Source organism: Salinispirillum marinum (genome assembly GCF_042650105.1).
Taxonomy (GTDB): Bacteria; Pseudomonadota; Gammaproteobacteria; order Pseudomonadales; family Natronospirillaceae; genus Salinispirillum; species Salinispirillum marinum.
The window spans coordinates 1,266,998-1,282,659 of record NZ_JBHSAL010000001.1; the positions used below are offsets into that span (position 1 = coordinate 1,266,998).

Below are 15,662 nucleotides of genomic sequence, written 5' to 3' on the forward strand. Positions count from 1 at the left end.
ATTTGTCCTCATTCCGGGTACTATGCGTGCATCAGTATATCAAGGCTTTTTGGTGATGCGCGTCCCTCGTTGTTTTGAAGCACAGCCCTTAATGGTGGGTCATGAAATCGAGCTGAACCCGACCAACCATCAACATCTGAACCGCGCACTGCGGATGGCGGTGGGTGGTGCTTTGCGGCTGTTTAACAATTCCGGACAGGATTATTGTGCCGAGGTGGTGCACACCGACAAAAAAAGCACCCTGGTCCGTATTACTGAGGCGCTGGCCTTACCCACGGAAAGCCCGGTGCAGGTACACATCGGCTTGGGAATGTCGTTGGGTGATCGCATGGAATACGCCATTCAAAAAGCCACCGAAGCCGGGGTGGTTGCCATCACACCGCTGGAAACGGAACGCAGTGAGTTGCGCCTGAAAGGCGACCGCGCAGAGAAGAAACATGCGCGCTGGCAGCAGGTCGCGATCAGCGCAGCCGAGCAATGCTATCGGGCTCAGGTGCCGGAGATTCATCCGGTGATGTCTCTCCGCGATTGGGTGAACACCCCGTCGACCGCCTGCAAGCTGGTTCTGCATCATGAGCATGCACAGCGTCTGGCAGAGCACACAAAACCCGAGTTCGTACGAGCCTTAATTGGTCCGGAAGGCGGGCTAAGCGACAGTGATTTAACGGTCGCGTATGCCGCTGATTTCGCGCCGGTGGCCTTAGGGCCGCGAGTGTTGCGCACGGAAACCGCACCGGTGGTGTTGCTCGCGGCCATCAATACTCTGTGGGGCGATTATTGACTGGGCAAGGCCTTCGCCAGCGCGAGCTCCAAGGCTTCCAGGTCGGGAATAGCAGCACGGCCCAAGGGTGTATCCACGACATATTGCGCACCTCTTTGCTCGACGTCCGGCACGGATTCAAGCTCTTCGGCACGCAGCTTTAACATCCGGGGAATCCCTTGAATCAGTAAACCGAAAAACCGGCCGGGGTAATCTGGATTGATGCTGTTCATGATGGCAATGCGCAGATCCGGGGCTTCGGCGCCACGTCGTTTACCCACGAAGTTTTCATACAGTACCAAAGGAATGGATTCGCCACGCCATTGCACGAAACCCTGTATCCACGCGGGTAGCTTCTGATCCGGCCGTTGGGGCAATTGATGCCCGACTAATTCCGCCATACTAACGTTAGGCACTAATAAATGACTGGCCTGTAACGGCAGCAAGAGCGTTGAGAGTATGGGGTCGGCGGTTGTATTGGTTTGCGTCAACAGCGAGTGCGCCATAATCAGTGCCCTATAAAGAATGAGTGATGTTGGACGTTGGGTTAGCCCTGGTGCCTGAACCTAACTGCTTTTCCAGATGATGTACTAACGCATGCGCTAAGGCGCTCGGTGTGCCAGAAAAGTTTGATAGGCCAGCGTGGTAAAGCGCATCGGGCATGGCGGACTGAATGCAAGACGTACTGCATTGCGTCCACACCTGTCCACCCGATGCGTGGATGTGTGCCGCACCCAGCAGCGCATCACCGCCCATGCCACTGAATACGATGGCATTGCAGCGTCCATGAAACTGGCTGGCTGCCAGCTCAAAGCATTCATCAATGCTGGGCGCATAGGGTCCCGACCATGGGCCAGATTGCCGCTCCAATATGCCTTCCGGCGTTACCTGAAACCGATGCGTTACCGGCACCAAGTAAAGATGTCCGTTGCGCAGTGGCTGGGCGGTGTCGTGTAAGAAATTCAGCGTCAGTGCACTGCTGCCGAGCGCTTGTAATAAATGCGCTTGAAAGGGGGCATCAATATGCTGGGCATACAGAAACGCGCAGGGTAGATCAGCGGGTAAGGCGTCTAAAAACGCTTTCACGGCAGCCGGCCCCCCCAGAGAAGCCCCTAAAACCCAGAGCTCCTGCACCGGCTCCGCGGATTTGCCGCGCAACGCAGAAGGTAAGGGAATGGCGGTGCGTGATGGGCTATTGGTTGATGTTTGCGTGTTCAATCCGGCCAGTTCGCGGCCGTCAATTAAGGCCGTGACCGGAGCCAAGGGCGTTGGTGGCAAACTGTGCTGAATTTTTTCGATTAAGCGGTTGGCCCAGGCTCGATAGGTCCGGTCTTCGCGCGCGCCTTCCGGCGTGTCGCTGAAAATGATGGGGGCGAGATGCTCGCCAAAAAGTGCATCTACGACGGCTTCCGGGCAGGCTTCTAAATCGGCATCGACCAACCAGAGTTCGATACTGCTGCTGTCAAACAAGGCGGGGCTGATACGCTGTGGCGCCGTGCACAGCGCCACCTGAAAACCGGCTTCCGTCAACAGGCTCCGTAAACGCTGCTGTTGCAACGGTTCATCCGCCAGAATTCCTATGCGTTGCCCGCGTTCGTTCATGCTGAACAGTACCTCAGGTGTTCACCAAACGGTCAATAGCGGCCATCAACGCCGCTTCTTGGAACGGTTTGCCCATGTAGTCATCCACGCCAATTTCCATGGCTCGATCTTTGTGCTTCTGCCCCGTCCGTGAGGTGATCATGATGATGGGGATGTGCTGTATGCGCTCGGTATGGCGCACACGATTCGCCACTTCGAAACCGTCCATTCGGGGCATCTCAATGTCGAGCAGGATGATGTCTGGAATATGGTCTTGCAAGATCAGCATGGCATCGACGCCATCTTTGGCGGTACTGACTTCCATGCCATGGCGGCTGAGCAAACGGCTTGTGACCTTGCGCACCGTAACGGAATCGTCGACCACCAACACTTTAATCGGGCTATCAGCATCCCGATGTCGCTCTGGCAACGCGGGGGTTGCGTCTTGTTTGTTGAGCAAAATCGATAAGTTAGAGCGCAACATGGCCGGTACATCCAGAATGACCACTACACTACCATCCCCCAAGATGGTCGCCCCGGACACGGCGGGCACGCTGGCAAATTGGGGGCCGAGGGTTTTTACCACAATTTCTCGTGAGCCCATCAAACGGTCTATGTGTAGGGCGACCGACCGGTTACGGTCGCCACCCTTGATTAGGATGATGGGCTGTGGCAGCAATATCTCGTCGATATGCACTTCATGATCGTTGCCAAGCAGTGTGCCTAACGGCATGACTTGATATTGCTTGTCGCCATAGGGGTAGGGGTTTTCGGCTACATTGAGGTACTGTCGCAACTCTTCCGGCTGCAAGCGTACGATGCCGTCAATGGTATTCAACGGAATGGCATAGATATCATCCCCGCTGGCTACCATGAGTGCGCGGTTGACCGATACCGTGAACGGTAGACGAATCAGGAACTGTGAACCCTGCCCTACTGCGGTTTGAATTTCCATGGTGCCACCGAGGGCTTTTACCTCGTTGTGCACCACATCCATACCCACACCACGGCCGGAAACCTGCGTCACCTTTTCGGCGGTCGAGAAGCCGCTGCTGAGAATAAATTGCAGCACTTCCTCATCCGGCATATTGCTCTCGGCGGTGAGCAGCCCTTTCTCAATGGCTTTTTTCCGCACCGACTCGACATTAATGCCGCGCCCGTCGTCACGTAATGCCAACACCACATCCCCGCCTTCACGGGTTAAGGACAGGGTAATGTCACCCTGCACAGGTTTACCCGCTTGTGTGCGGTCGTTGGGATGTTCAATACCGTGATCCACGGCATTGCGCAGCATGTGTTCGAGCGGTGCGACCATACGCTCCAGCACCGAACGATCCATTTCACCATCGGCGTTCAATACATCGAACTTGGCATCTTTTCCCAGTTCGGTCGCCACTTGGCGCACAATACGCCGCAATCTTGGTACTAGGCGAGAAAAGGGCACCATGCGGGTTTGCATCAAGCCTTCTTGCAGTTCGGTATGAATTCGTGACTGCTGCAATAACACGGTTTCTGCATCGCGCGATTTATTGGCTAAGGTAGCGCGTAGATCAATCAGATCGGAGGAGGTTTCCATCAACGACCGTGATAACTGCTGGATTTGGGTGTAGCGGTCCATTTCCAGTGGGTCGAAATCTTCATAATTGGATTCTTCCGCGCGCTCTTGGCGGAAAATCACCTGCGCTTCGGTTTCCATATCCAATAAGCGTACTTTTTCACGCAGACGATCAATGGTGGTGTCGAGTTCATTGAGCGTAAAGCCCATATCACTGACTTGTTCCTCTAGTCGGGCACGCGAAATACTGGTTTCACCGGCCAGGTTAACCAGATTCTCTAACAGGCTGGCGGGAACCTTAATGGTTTCTTGAGGCGTACGCCGAACTGCGGTGGCCGAGGCGTTAGCGTCGGACGGTCGGGTTGCCGGTGATTTGGTGGCTTTTTTAGTGGCCTGTTTAGGCGCTTGCGACAAGCTATCCGCGGCGGCCGGCACCTTGGCGTCTGCGGGCTCACCGTCATCTGTATTCGAACGGTTGGGTTTGGGTGTACTGGTGCGTCGCCGTTCAGCATGTCCGGCGGCTTGTTGGGCAATACTTTGCAGTTGCTCTACCGCAATACCGAGTTGGTCGTATTGCTGCAATAAGTGCGCAAAAAAAGCGTTATCCAGCGGCGCACGCCGTTCCTGGTGTGCCACGATGAAACTTTCCAAATCGTGGCTCAACACCCCTAATGTGGGCAGGCGCGCGAGGCGCGAACCTCCTTTTAAGGTGTGCAGCACGCGCTTCATTTCATCGGCGGCTAATTCATCCGTTGGGTCGGCGTGCCATTGCGCAATGGCTTCATCCAGTTCACTGAGCAGTTCCACCGCCTCATCCACAAAGACTTCAAGGATATCGGCGTCTAAGGCTTCCAATTCAACGCGCGATAAAACGGCTTGCCGGTCCAGCGAGGTACGGTCTAAATCGTCGCGCTGGGTGGCTAAGTCTGTAAGGTCAGCGGTCGCGCCCTTGGCGTTAATCCTTGCCGCATGAATGGCCTGAATCAGTTCAGGTGCGGACATACAGCCTTGCCGTTCAAGGATGTCATGCACCATGTCGGCCAGCTTGTCCTGACCTTGGGCAATCAAGCCCAGCAATGCTTCGCTGGTTTCGAGTTGCCCGTTGGTTAATCCTTCGTACAAAAATTCGAGTTCATGCGCCAAGTCGCCCACGGGCACGGCTTCCGCCATCCGGGCGCCACCTTTCAGGGTGTGTAAGTCGCGCTGCAGGTGGTGCACCGGCGTAAGGCTGTCCGGGTCGTTGCGCCAATCATCCAGTGCCTGCTGAATGGTTTCCAGCAATTCACTGGCTTCCTCCAGAAACACATCCAGAATATCTGCATCCATGGCTTTTAATGAATACCATTCCGCTTCCTGACGATCTAACGAAGGCGGGGTTGCCTGGACGGAAGCCGTTGACTGCGGGACTGGTGTTGCCTCATCCGGTGTCCTGGCGGGCGGCATTGATGGTGCCGAACGCGGCCCGGCTAACGGGGCGCCGGCAAATTCGGCCAACTCGCTTTCGATGTCATGCCGGGTTTGAATGCTTTGTCCGGCAGCCAAACGATCCATCATGTCGATCACCGCTTCATGCGCTTCATAGAGAGCATGAAACACGGGATCCTGCGCATTGCTCGGTGGATGATCGGCTAAATATTCGTACAACACCACGAGCTGGTTGGATAGGGAACTGAGGGGTAAGAGGTCGATGGCGCGCGCGGCATCGGCCAGGGTCGTCAGGTCGCGCTGGAGGGTCTGTACGCGATGAGGTTCCAGTCCGGTGTCCTGCCAGGCTTTCAGCGTGTCTTCCGCTTCCAGCACGGTGTTCATGGCCTCATTAAGGAAGATGGACATGAGGTTGGACGAGGGCACGTTGCCCAGTTCAGCCGCCTGATCGGCGATCCAAGCATTAATGTCTTTCAGTTCGTCGTAGAAGTCGTCAGGGGCCGGGCTGGCGGCCTGATCAACGGCCAGTTGATTCAGTTGCGCATTGATCAATTCCACCGCGCGGCCAAGTGCAGTGACGACTTTCGGTTGAATCGGCAGGCGGTGGACATGCAGCGCTTTGACCAATTGCTCAAGCGGAGCAGCAATGTCGGCCATGGCATCAATGCCGGCCATGTGTGAGCTGCCTTTTATGGTGTGCAACGCGCGCTGTATTGCATCAGTGATCTGCGCATCGGGCTCGGCATGAACATGGTCGATGAAATCTTCGATCGCGCGTACATGCGTTCGAACTTCCTGACTAAAAATGCTGAACAGGCGCTCGCCCGCATCCGCGTCGGCCTCGCTGTCCTCCGTTGGTGCGGCGTCGGCTGTTACGATCTCTTCTGCTTCGGATTTTGTTTCGGACACTGGTGTTGTGGCTAGCGTCTCGACCTTCGGCGTTTCACCACGCGCGATCTGCGCCGCGCGCTGTTGCAACGCGGTCACCGGGCCTTCATCCGATGCACGACCCGCCGCAAAGTCGGCCACCAGTTCGGGTAACAAGTCGGAAACATCCAGCACCACCTGTTCAAGGGCTGTGCTGTGTTCAATCAGGCCATCACGACGCTGATTAAGCATATATTCAACCGACCACCCCAATTCGCCAATGGTCAGAGCGCGTACCATGCGGCCACTGCCTTTGAGTGTGTGGAAGGCGCGCCGGAGTTCCAGCAAAGCGGCTTTGTCGTCCGGGTCCGCGCAGTATTTCGGGAACCATTCGGCGATTTCCGCCTGCACGTCACCGGCTTCTTCGAGAAATATCTCTCGAATGTCGTCATCAATCAGATCATCATCGGCCGTATCCGCAGACGCGGAAACCGGCGGTGCCCCGGGAGCGGGGTGTTCGGCTTGTGCCACCTCAGCCAAAGGTGCTACTGCCGTTTGCGCATCCATGGCAGCGAGTTCAGGCCCAGCCTCAGTGGTGGCCGGTTCGTGTGCACTGACGTCGACAACATTCGGTAAGTCACTGAGGTCATCCTCGTGGTCGAATTCCGACCCGGTATCCAGTTCGTCAGCGGCTTCGATGGCGGCGTCAATGGTCGCTTCGTCAAGTTCACTCACATGCGCGAAATAATCATCCAATACTTGATGAACGGCGCTGTCCGCCGGTGGTGTCGTGTCGCCTTCGAGGTCTTCCTCTTCGGCGAGGGCGACGGGGTAGCCAAGCGTTGTTAGGCTCTCTACGGCCCGCTCCAGAATATTGTAGTTCACCCCATGGCTGTGTTCGCGCGGGAGGCGTTCCAGATAATAGTCGACCCCCATCAAAGCGTCCGCCAAACGGTCCATGTCTTCCCAGTCCGGACGTTGTCGACCGTTCAATAGGCTTTCTTCGAGATAACGTTGGATTCCCTCAACCACGGCAGCCGCGCCCGATAACGGGATCAGCGCTAAATTTGCATGAATTTGCTGCAATAAGTCGGGTACGGGTGCCAAGTGTGACGGGTCCCACTGGGCGCCGATGTACGCCACAATGGCTTCTTTGCAGCTTTCGATGCTGTTGCGAACTTCGCGCACCAGTGACACTTGGGCTTGGTCAATGGTGGTGCGCAGCGAGTCGTTTGGTCGCGTGTCACCTTCATTTTGGGCAAGGCCGGACAGGCTGGCTTCAACGTACAACAAGCCACCCGCCAGATTCATCAGTTCGTCATCGGCCAACGTCGGTTGTTGTGCCAGCTTGAGCAATAACGCGATTTGTTCATCCAACACCTGTCGCGCTTGATGCACTTGCAACAAGGACATGGTGTCGCTGATTTGCCGCAGTGGCGGAACCAGCGGTAACAGTTGTTGCGGGGTTCGATCCGGTGCACGCACAATGAGATCAAGTTGGTCCTTTACCGTACCGAGTTCTTCGACCAAGACGTGAGCAACACTGTCTAACGTTAGGGAGTCGGGGCCACGAAGCTGATCCTGTCCGCGTTGAACTTGCTCGTCGGTGACCAAGGATTCCGACAACTGATAGCGTAATTGAACCGCCCGTATACTGGGAATGTCGGCGTCGATTTGGCTGATAAAATACAGCAGTTGATGCAATTCAGCCTGATCGACCAGCGGCTCTTGGTGGCGCTTGATTTGCCGCAATTGCTGCCGCCAAATGCGGTCTAAACGGCTCATTAGACGGCGCAGGTCAGGCGTTAATACTTGACCCCCTTTCGCCACCGCCTCCAATAACGCAGAGGCCACTTGCCAAAATAGTGCCAGACCAGACCCGTCATACAATTGCGCCAACCGTTCGGTCACCCGCGGTAGGTAGTTCAGCGACTCGTGATCCTGCGTTTGGCGCAGTACATTCAACAACGACCATTGATACACCTGATGCAGGCGTTGCAGCATCAACACGTTGTCATCGGAGAGTTGGTCAGCACGCAAAGGTTGACTTAGCTGCGCCTGAACGGGCGAGAGATCAGGGACAAACAATTGGGCCGTTGGTATGCCGGTCGCATCCCGTTGGGCGCGAATATCATTGATCAGTGGGGCCAGAATCATCGGCTGATCAAGCTGACCTTTTAACAGGCGCTCTAAATAGGTCGGCAGTTGCAGTATGCCTTGTAACAAAATGGATAGGGCATCGGGTGTTGCACGTTCGGGCCGACTGACCAAAAAGGCCGATAATTTCTCCAGCTCAGCGGCGAGCACACCAGCCCCGCTGACTTCGATCATATCCAGTGTGCCACGAACCTGATGCAGATAGGTGAGACAAAACTGCAGCTGCGCTACATCGCTGTTGTCATCTTCAAACGCGGCCAGCGTCAGTTGCGCTTGCTTTAGCGTTTCTTCGAGTTCCTTATGCACCCAATCCAGGGCGATGTAGTCATGCCGCTGTGCCATGCTTACTCCGTGGTGGCGTCACGTTTCTTGAGAAACGCCAAGCAGTGTTTATTGGGTATGGCGATCAGATCTTCATGTGAAAATCCGGTTAATTCGCCGGGTCCGAGCACCAGCAGGCCGCCGGGACGTAATTTCTCGACCAACTGCTGCACAATCTCGCGCCGCCGCCAACGGCGAAAGTAAATCAACAGGTTCTGGCAATAAATGACGTCTTGGTTTTGCACCGGCGCGGCGGCCGATTCGGTCACGTTCAAGCGGGTAAAGCACACGCGGCTGCTTAACGTGGGTGTAATCTGAAAGCGGTCTGCTAAAGGCTCAAAATAACGTGCGCGCCAAGCGGGCTTAACCGGCTCGAGCTTGCGTGCGGAATACACGCCTGCGCGCGCTTTCAGAACGGCGGGTGCGCTGATGTCAGACCCAGTCACGGAAAAATACCGTGACTGCGGATAGCGCCGCGCCAGTTCCGCTAAAAGGATGGCTAAGCTATAAGCTTCTTCACCCGTGGCACAGCCAACCGACCAAGCCTGCAGTGGATGAGACGAACGCCGCCATTGGGCTTTTAAATGATCAGCCACCAATTCCATGGCTTGGACATCACGAAAAAAGCGCGTTTCCTGAACGGTGAGTCGGTCGACCAGTTCATACCATTCACTGCTTAATACCGTGTCTGCCGCCACATGTTCATAATAGCGCTGAAAATGCGCGAAACCGGCCTCTCGCATGCGCATACGGAGGCTGGTTTCCAAAAAGCTACGGCGTTGCGGCGTGATTTCCATACCCGTGCGTTCTTCCAGCAGGGCGCGCCATTGGGCGAACTGCTGATCATCAAACCGGGTATCACTCACGGCGTGCCACAACGTGGGAAGGGCAGTGTCGGTACGATTCATGATGCCGAATGCTGTCCGCTTCAAGCCGCACTGACGCTGTCATCAGGCAATGCAATGAGTTCTTCCAAGTCATCGGTATCACGTTCTTCCGGCAACTTAAAGCCCGCCACCGAAGCCCGCATGTCATTGGCCAGCTTCGCCAAGTTCCCGATACTTTTCGCCGACGCCATGGTACCCGCCGAGGTTTGAGTCGTGATTTCCTGAATAACGTTCATCGTGTTGGAAATGTGACCCGCCGACGATGCCTGTTGGCGTGCCGCATTGGAGATGTTCTGGATCAAGTCCGCCAAGCTGCGCGATACGTTCTCGATTTCTTCCAGTGCGACACCGGCGTCTTGTGCCAGGCGAGCACCGCTGACCACTTCTGAGGTCGTTTGTTCCATCGAAATAACGGCTTCGTTGGTGTCCGACTGAATCGTCTTAACCAAGGCTTCAATCTGTTTTGTCGCGGCCGATGAACGTTCCGCCAGACGCTGTACTTCGTCCGCTACTACCGCGAAACCACGGCCTGCGTCACCGGCCATCGAGGCCTGAATAGCGGCGTTCAATGACAGGATGTTCGTTTGGTCGGCAATGTCGTTGATCAGCGAAACAATGTCACCGATTTCCTGTGACGATTCACCCAAGCGCTTGATCCGTTTAGAGGTTTCCTGAATCTGCTCACGGATGTTATCCATGCCGTTGATGGTCGCCTGCACGACGTCTGAACCTTTTTTCGCAATGGCCACCGAACGTTCTGCTACCGCCGATGATTCGGCCGCGTTAGCGGATACTTGGTCGATCGACACGGCCATCTCGTTCACCGCTGCGGATGCCCCGGCAATTTCTTGCGCCTGGTGCTCTGAGGCTTCCGCCAAGTGCATGGCGGTGGCCTGTGTTTCTTGGGCTGCCGACGATACCTGTACAGCGGTCGCGTTGATCGCACCAACCAACTGACGCATCTGGTCAATCGCGAAGTTGATGGAGTCTGCGATGGCGCCCGTGAAATCCTCGGTTACCGTGGCTTGGGTGGTCAAATCACCGTCCGCCAAATCCGCCAGTTCGTCCAGCAAGCGCAAGATAGCGTTTTGGTTTTGCTCGTTCTGTTCTTCCGTACGCACCAGGTTGCGCGTTTGTGCCCGATAGATTTCCACGATGGCCAAGAAGATCAGGATAGTCGCCACCACCGCCATGCCGATGGCGTATTGCGGCTGAACATAACGGCTGGCAGGGAGAATTTCTAATTGGTCGTTAAATTGATTAGCGCGGTCCAACAGGGTCTGAGAATCGGAGAAGATCTGGTTTGCCGCTTCCCGCACTTGAAACAATTCAGTCGACGTTTGCAGCAACTGGTCTACCGAGTTACTGACCCGATCGAAATCGATCATGATGTTGCCAAGGTGGGCGGAGGCTTCCGGGTCATTCACTTGTTCAAGCGATAAATCCGGGTTGCCGTTGATCATGCCATCCAGAATACGGCCGAACAGCTCCGCGTCCCGGCTGAACGAGTTGGCGGCCAATACCGCAGCATCGCCACCGACCAGAACGTTGTTGATGTTACGAATGATCCGCTCAGCCAACCAGTTTTGGCGCTGTGCCACCGCGACCTGTGCCGGGTCCATGGTTTGGTCGAGCATGATTTCAATGACCGCATCATTTTCGACCTGAATCACCGGGATACGCTCTGACATAGTGCGCGCCAGATTGTGGATATTCAGGATGGTCTGCCGGGACTCCAAAATCTGGTCGGCATTGACGCGTACCCGCAACCATACGCGTTCCAGAGGCTCCGGGTCCACCACGGTTCTGTTCACGGGCGGCAAGCCAGTTTCCGGGTTGCCGTTCAAGATGGCATCCCAACTGCTTTGAAATTGATCGCGCGACTGTTGCAATAACGCGAAGGCTTCATCTTTACCGGCGGCGGCCTCGGTCGCGTTTTTCGATATTTCCTGCGACAACACTTTAAGGTCACTGGCGTAGGCCAGGTACTGCCGGTCATGTTCACTGTTGACGTTGATGATGGCAATGAAGCCAACCACCGCGACCAACAAAAGCAGTGCCAGCGCGGCGTAGACCGTCAGGTTGCGGTTGCTGGCAACGATCGACAGGATGCTTCCAGTATTTGTTTTCATTGTGTGAACTCCTGTTCGTACCCCAAGTAATGTGTGTGAGCGGCGCGTGGCATCAGGCCGCGACGTGCAAAAAGTTCGGCTGGTTGACCAGCTTCTCCATGGAAAATAGATTCCAAATTTCTTTGTTCCATTGGTAAGCACCCTCGGTATAGGCGTCGAATTCGGGTGGTAAGTCCACCGTCAGTTCTTGTTGATTATCGACGTTAAAGTGTTGCATACCGATGACCTGATCGACTCGTAGGCCAAACAACAGGTCATTCATTTCTACCATCAACACACGCCGGTTCTGACGCGTTGCTGCAGATTCAATGCCAAGGTAATCGCAGAGATCAATCAGAGGGACCAAGCGACCACGCACATTCGCCACACCGAGGACCCAGGATTTAACACCGGGCAGTCGGGTAAAGGGTGGGGGAGTAAGAATTTCAGACACCTGATTCATCGGCGTCACTAGGGCACACCCGGCCAGCCGATAGGCGATGCCGGTCCACGTTTCAACAAAAGCTTCCTGTTCCGGCAGGCCTGCAGCGGCTGCGCGGTAACGGTCGTTCAGGTCTAGGAGAGCCTGAAATGGAGTCGCTACTTGTGCCATAAGTGGTCTTTATCGTTATTCTGCGCCGTACGCGAATCGCCTGCGTCGGCACTATTATTATTGCACCGAATCGCCCTAGCCGAGTAAGTCGGCAATGGTGTTCAGCAACGTATTTTCGTCTACCGGCTTAACCAAATAGCCTCGGGCGCCTTGGCGCTTACCCCAAACTTTATCCGTTTCCTGATCTTTCGTGGTCACAATCACCACGGGAATATGGGCTGTATCATCACCTTTGGCCAGTTGTCGTGTGGCCTGAAAACCGTTCAGTCCGGGCATCACGATGTCCATCAGCACAATATCGGGTAGCTCTTTACGGGCCATGGCAACACCATCGGCACCGTTTTCAGCCGCCACCACGGTATGTCCGTGTTTTTCCAGCATGGTACGGAACGCAAAGGTTTCCGTGGGTGAATCATCTACAATCAAAATCTTGGCCATAGCGCGTAAGCACCCCTTGCTAACTGATGTGTTCCCGGATTGCACCCAGCAACTCTTCTTTGCCAAATGGCTTGGTTAAATATTGATCAGACCCGACAATGCGCCCCTTCGCCTTATCAAAAAGACCGTCTTTACTGGAAAGCATGATCACGGGAGTGTGTTTGAACGAGCTGTTGTTCTTGATGAGGGCGCAGGTTTGATAGCCGTCAAGGCGGGGCATCATAATGTCGACGAAAATGATATTGGGTTTGGTGTCCGCGATTTTAGCGAGCGCATCAAAACCATCGGTCGCTGTAATGACCTCGCAGCCGACCTTTTTCAACAAGGTTTCGGCGGTGCGCCGGATGGTCTTGGAATCGTCTATGACCATCACCTTTAGGTTTTCGAATGCGTTGTCCATACCTTACCTTATAGGATATTTGTTCTTATTGCCGAGTAGCGGAACTCATCTGCTCAGTGTCATCACGCTTGGGGATTGCACAGGCACACCCCATAGCTCTTGTTTTTACCACAGTTAACGACGCCGTGCCATAGCATACACCGTGTAAGGGGCCTGCATTTTATCAGGAATACGTTAGAATGAGACCAACGTCAAAACTCCAATATTGAAAAGAGGACAGGCTATGTCGTTGCGAGTTGCTGTAGTGATGGACCCGATAGAGCGCATTGCCTATAAAAAAGACAGTACCTTGGCCATGTTGTGGGCTGCCGAAGAACGTGGCTGGTCATTGTTTTACTTGGAACAAGGTGATTTGTTGGTGGCCGATGGTGAGCCAATGGCCTATGTTCGCCCACTCAGTGTGCGGCGCGATCCTGACAATTACTTCACCTTGGGCGAAGCGGCTTGCGTGCCCTTATCCAGCATGGACGTGGTGTTGATGCGTAAAGATCCACCGTTCGATAACGAATATATCTACAGCACCTATGTGCTGGAAATGGCCGAACATCGCGGTACTTTGGTGGTTAATCGGCCGCAGGCATTGCGTGATTGTAACGAAAAGATGTATGCCACCTGGTTTGCCCAGTTTTGTCCGCCGCATGTGGTGACCCGCCGGGCGGATGTATTACGCGCTTTTCACGCCGAGCATCAGGACGTCATTTTTAAACCGCTCGATGGCATGGGTGGTTCGTCGATCTTTCGTTTGCAAGCGAACGACCCCAACGTTTCCGTCATTATAGAAACCCTGACCCAGCACGGCCAAGAACTCATTATGGCGCAAAAATACTTGCCTGAGATTACCGCCGGTGACAAACGTATTCTGCTGGTGGATGGTGAGCCGGTACCGTATTGTTTGGCACGTATTCCGGCCCAGGGTGAAACCCGTGGTAATTTAGCCGCTGGCGGACGTGGTCGGCCACAACCGTTGAGTGAACGAGACTGGGAAATTGCACGTCATATCGGCCCTATTGTAAAAGAAAAGGGCTTATTGTTTGTGGGCTTGGATGTGATTGGGGATTATCTAACCGAAGTGAATGTCACCAGCCCCACCTGTATTCGGGAAATTGATGCCGAATACAACACCCATATCGGTGGTTTGCTGATGGATGCCATTGCACGCCGCAAAGGCATCGCTTGAACCTAATGAGAGTATGAGCAACCGATGACCACCGCTTCCAGTGCTGCTGCCGTAACCGCCACCGACCGCGTGCTTTTCACCGGCTTTATTGCTGTGGTGTTGCATGCCTTTGTCATTTTGGGTATTTCGTTTGACGCTTCCTCAAGCCGTCAACCGAACCCCACGCTGGAAGTCACCTTGGCTCTGGCTTCCGACAACCAGCAGCCGAATGAAACGGCGGATTTCTTGGCGCAATCCAGTCAGGAAGGCAGTGGCACCTTGGATGAAAAACAGCAAATCAGCACCGACCAGGTAGCGGACTTCGACGACAACGTGGTGCGTGAAGTAGAGCCCATGCAAACACTGGCCAGTGCGCCGCCCGTGCCGCTCACGCAGCGGTTCATTGTAACGGAGGGCGATTCTTCATGGGGTTTGGAGCAGGATGTTCCACCACCGGACATCGCCCAGGATGCGGCCGACATTGAACAAACGCAAACCGCGACCATGGACATTGCGACTCTGCGGGCCATGCTGGACAGCCGCCGCCAAGCCTATGCCAACCGGCCGCGCGTGCGCACCCTAACCGCAGTATCAACGCGTGCGGCATCGGAAGCAGCCTATGTCCAAGCTTGGCTGCAAAAAGTCGAACGCATTGGTAATGTGAATTATCCGCAAGCGGCACGGGCTCAACGCATGCGGGGCAGCGTACGTTTGTTGGTGGAAATCGGCCCGCAGGGCGATTTGCGCTCCGTCCGTTTAATGGAAAGTTCAGGCCATGCCCTGCTGGATGACGCCGCCCGGCGGATCGTCATGGAGTCGGCTCCGTTTGACCCCTTCAATGCCGAAATGCGTCAGGAATACGACATTCTGGAGATCATTCGTACCTTCCGGTTTGAAGTGGAAGGGGCGATGACCACCGGATGAACGCCCTGACCTTTTTAAGTTTTGATTTCGGTATCAAACGCACGGGTGTTGCCGCAGGGCAAACCGTCACGGGCACGGCTCAGCCGTTAGCGCCGTTGCCGATGGCTAACGGGCAGCCCGATTGGGCGGATATTGAGGCGTTGCTCACACGCTGGAAACCGACCGCGATCATCGTTGGTCTGCCGCTCAACATGGATGGCACCGCCAGTGATATGGCACGCCGTGCGGATAAGTTCCGCAAACGTATTATGGGACGATTCGGTATCGCCGCACTGGCCTGGGATGAGCGTTTAACATCCGACGAGATTAAGCGCACGGAACGGGCGCGTGGCATTACCGACTTCGGTCAGCATTCGGTGGACAGCCAAGCGGCGGCATTAATCTTTCAATCGTGGTTTGACAGCCTGCCCAGTGTGGATGCCTGGGCGACGCACACCTTGACCCTACCACCCCAATAATTCCTTTGT

12 protein-coding genes are annotated in these 15,662 nt (G+C 55.1%); 4 read left to right on the forward strand and 8 right to left on the reverse strand.

What is annotated here, in order from left to right; translation table 11 throughout:
• Window positions 1-22 precede the first annotated feature (22 nt).
• Window positions 23-781 (forward strand): 16S rRNA (uracil(1498)-N(3))-methyltransferase, encoded by a 759-nt coding sequence (locus ACFOSD_RS05910; RefSeq protein WP_380692613.1) that lies wholly within the window; start codon window positions 23-25, stop codon window positions 779-781.
• Here ACFOSD_RS05910 and ACFOSD_RS05915 read toward each other — a convergent pair.
• From ACFOSD_RS05915 to pilG, 8 genes are all read right to left on the reverse strand, one after another.
• Window positions 775-1,266 carry a chemotaxis protein CheW gene (locus tag ACFOSD_RS05915; protein WP_380692612.1) on the reverse strand — a complete coding sequence of 164 codons (492 nt, stop codon included), beginning with the start codon at window positions 1,264-1,266 and terminating at the stop codon, window positions 775-777. The genes ACFOSD_RS05910 and ACFOSD_RS05915 overlap by 7 nt on opposite strands.
• Before the next feature lie 10 nt (window positions 1,267-1,276).
• Complete coding sequence (locus tag ACFOSD_RS05920; protein ID WP_380692611.1) at window positions 1,277-2,362, reverse strand: chemotaxis protein CheB; 1,086 nt, start codon at window positions 2,360-2,362, stop codon at window positions 1,277-1,279.
• A gap of 13 nt (window positions 2,363-2,375) precedes the next feature.
• Window positions 2,376-8,687 carry an Hpt domain-containing protein gene (locus ACFOSD_RS05925; RefSeq protein WP_380692610.1) on the reverse strand — a complete coding sequence of 2,104 codons (6,312 nt, stop codon included), beginning with the start codon at window positions 8,685-8,687 and terminating at the stop codon, window positions 2,376-2,378.
• Window positions 8,688-8,689: 2 nt separating this feature from the next.
• Window positions 8,690-9,574 (reverse strand): CheR family methyltransferase, encoded by an 885-nt coding sequence (locus ACFOSD_RS05930; protein WP_380692609.1) that lies wholly within the window; start codon window positions 9,572-9,574, stop codon window positions 8,690-8,692.
• Window positions 9,575-9,594: 20 nt separating this feature from the next.
• Window positions 9,595-11,685: a methyl-accepting chemotaxis protein gene (locus ACFOSD_RS05935; protein ID WP_380692608.1), complete on the reverse strand. Its 2,091-nt coding sequence runs from the start codon at window positions 11,683-11,685 to the stop codon at window positions 9,595-9,597.
• 52 nt (window positions 11,686-11,737) lie between these two features.
• Complete coding sequence (locus tag ACFOSD_RS05940; protein ID WP_380692607.1) at window positions 11,738-12,277, reverse strand: chemotaxis protein CheW; 540 nt, start codon at window positions 12,275-12,277, stop codon at window positions 11,738-11,740.
• 75 nt (window positions 12,278-12,352) lie between these two features.
• The gene (pilH, locus tag ACFOSD_RS05945) at window positions 12,353-12,715 is read right to left on the reverse strand and encodes a twitching motility response regulator PilH (RefSeq protein ID WP_380692606.1); all 363 of its coding nucleotides are present in this window, start codon (window positions 12,713-12,715) and stop codon (window positions 12,353-12,355) included.
• Window positions 12,716-12,734: 19 nt separating this feature from the next.
• The gene (gene pilG, locus ACFOSD_RS05950; RefSeq protein ID WP_380692605.1) at window positions 12,735-13,115 is read right to left on the reverse strand and encodes a twitching motility response regulator PilG; all 381 of its coding nucleotides are present in this window, start codon (window positions 13,113-13,115) and stop codon (window positions 12,735-12,737) included.
• A 223-nt stretch (window positions 13,116-13,338) separates the two neighbouring features.
• Between pilG and gshB the strand changes: the two genes are divergently transcribed.
• Genes gshB through ruvX form a run of 3 tightly spaced genes read left to right on the forward strand, consistent with a single transcriptional unit; the run spans window position 13,339 to window position 15,653 of the window.
• The gene (gshB, locus tag ACFOSD_RS05955) at window positions 13,339-14,292 is read left to right on the forward strand and encodes a glutathione synthase (protein ID WP_380692603.1); all 954 of its coding nucleotides are present in this window, start codon (window positions 13,339-13,341) and stop codon (window positions 14,290-14,292) included.
• Window positions 14,293-14,316: 24 nt separating this feature from the next.
• Entirely contained in the window at window positions 14,317-15,195 is an 879-nt protein-coding gene (locus ACFOSD_RS05960; protein WP_380692602.1) for an energy transducer TonB, read from the forward strand.
• Window positions 15,192-15,653 carry a Holliday junction resolvase RuvX gene (gene ruvX, locus ACFOSD_RS05965; protein WP_380692601.1) on the forward strand — a complete coding sequence of 154 codons (462 nt, stop codon included), beginning with the start codon at window positions 15,192-15,194 and terminating at the stop codon, window positions 15,651-15,653. Before ACFOSD_RS05960 ends, ruvX begins: the two co-directional genes overlap by 4 nt.
• Window positions 15,654-15,662 lie beyond the last annotated feature (9 nt).

Excerpts from the sequence above, each read along its gene's own strand:
- ACFOSD_RS05910 (WP_380692613.1), top strand. The coding sequence starts at position 23 with ATGCGTGCATCAGTATATCAAGGCTTTTTGGTGATGCGCGTCCCTCGT.
- ACFOSD_RS05915 (WP_380692612.1), bottom strand. The coding sequence starts at position 1,266 with ATGGCGCACTCGCTGTTGACGCAAACCAATACAACCGCCGACCCCATA.
- ACFOSD_RS05920 (WP_380692611.1), bottom strand. The coding sequence starts at position 2,362 with ATGAACGAACGCGGGCAACGCATAGGAATTCTGGCGGATGAACCGTTG.
- ACFOSD_RS05925 (WP_380692610.1), bottom strand. The coding sequence starts at position 8,687 with ATGGCACAGCGGCATGACTACATCGCCCTGGATTGGGTGCATAAGGAA.
- ACFOSD_RS05930 (WP_380692609.1), bottom strand. The coding sequence starts at position 9,574 with ATGAATCGTACCGACACTGCCCTTCCCACGTTGTGGCACGCCGTGAGT.
- ACFOSD_RS05935 (WP_380692608.1), bottom strand. The coding sequence starts at position 11,685 with ATGAAAACAAATACTGGAAGCATCCTGTCGATCGTTGCCAGCAACCGC.
- ACFOSD_RS05940 (WP_380692607.1), bottom strand. The coding sequence starts at position 12,277 with ATGGCACAAGTAGCGACTCCATTTCAGGCTCTCCTAGACCTGAACGAC.
- pilH (WP_380692606.1), bottom strand. The coding sequence starts at position 12,715 with ATGGCCAAGATTTTGATTGTAGATGATTCACCCACGGAAACCTTTGCG.
- pilG (WP_380692605.1), bottom strand. The coding sequence starts at position 13,115 with ATGGACAACGCATTCGAAAACCTAAAGGTGATGGTCATAGACGATTCC.
- gshB (WP_380692603.1), top strand. The coding sequence starts at position 13,339 with ATGTCGTTGCGAGTTGCTGTAGTGATGGACCCGATAGAGCGCATTGCC.
- ACFOSD_RS05960 (WP_380692602.1), top strand. The coding sequence starts at position 14,317 with ATGACCACCGCTTCCAGTGCTGCTGCCGTAACCGCCACCGACCGCGTG.
- ruvX (WP_380692601.1), top strand. The coding sequence starts at position 15,192 with ATGAACGCCCTGACCTTTTTAAGTTTTGATTTCGGTATCAAACGCACG.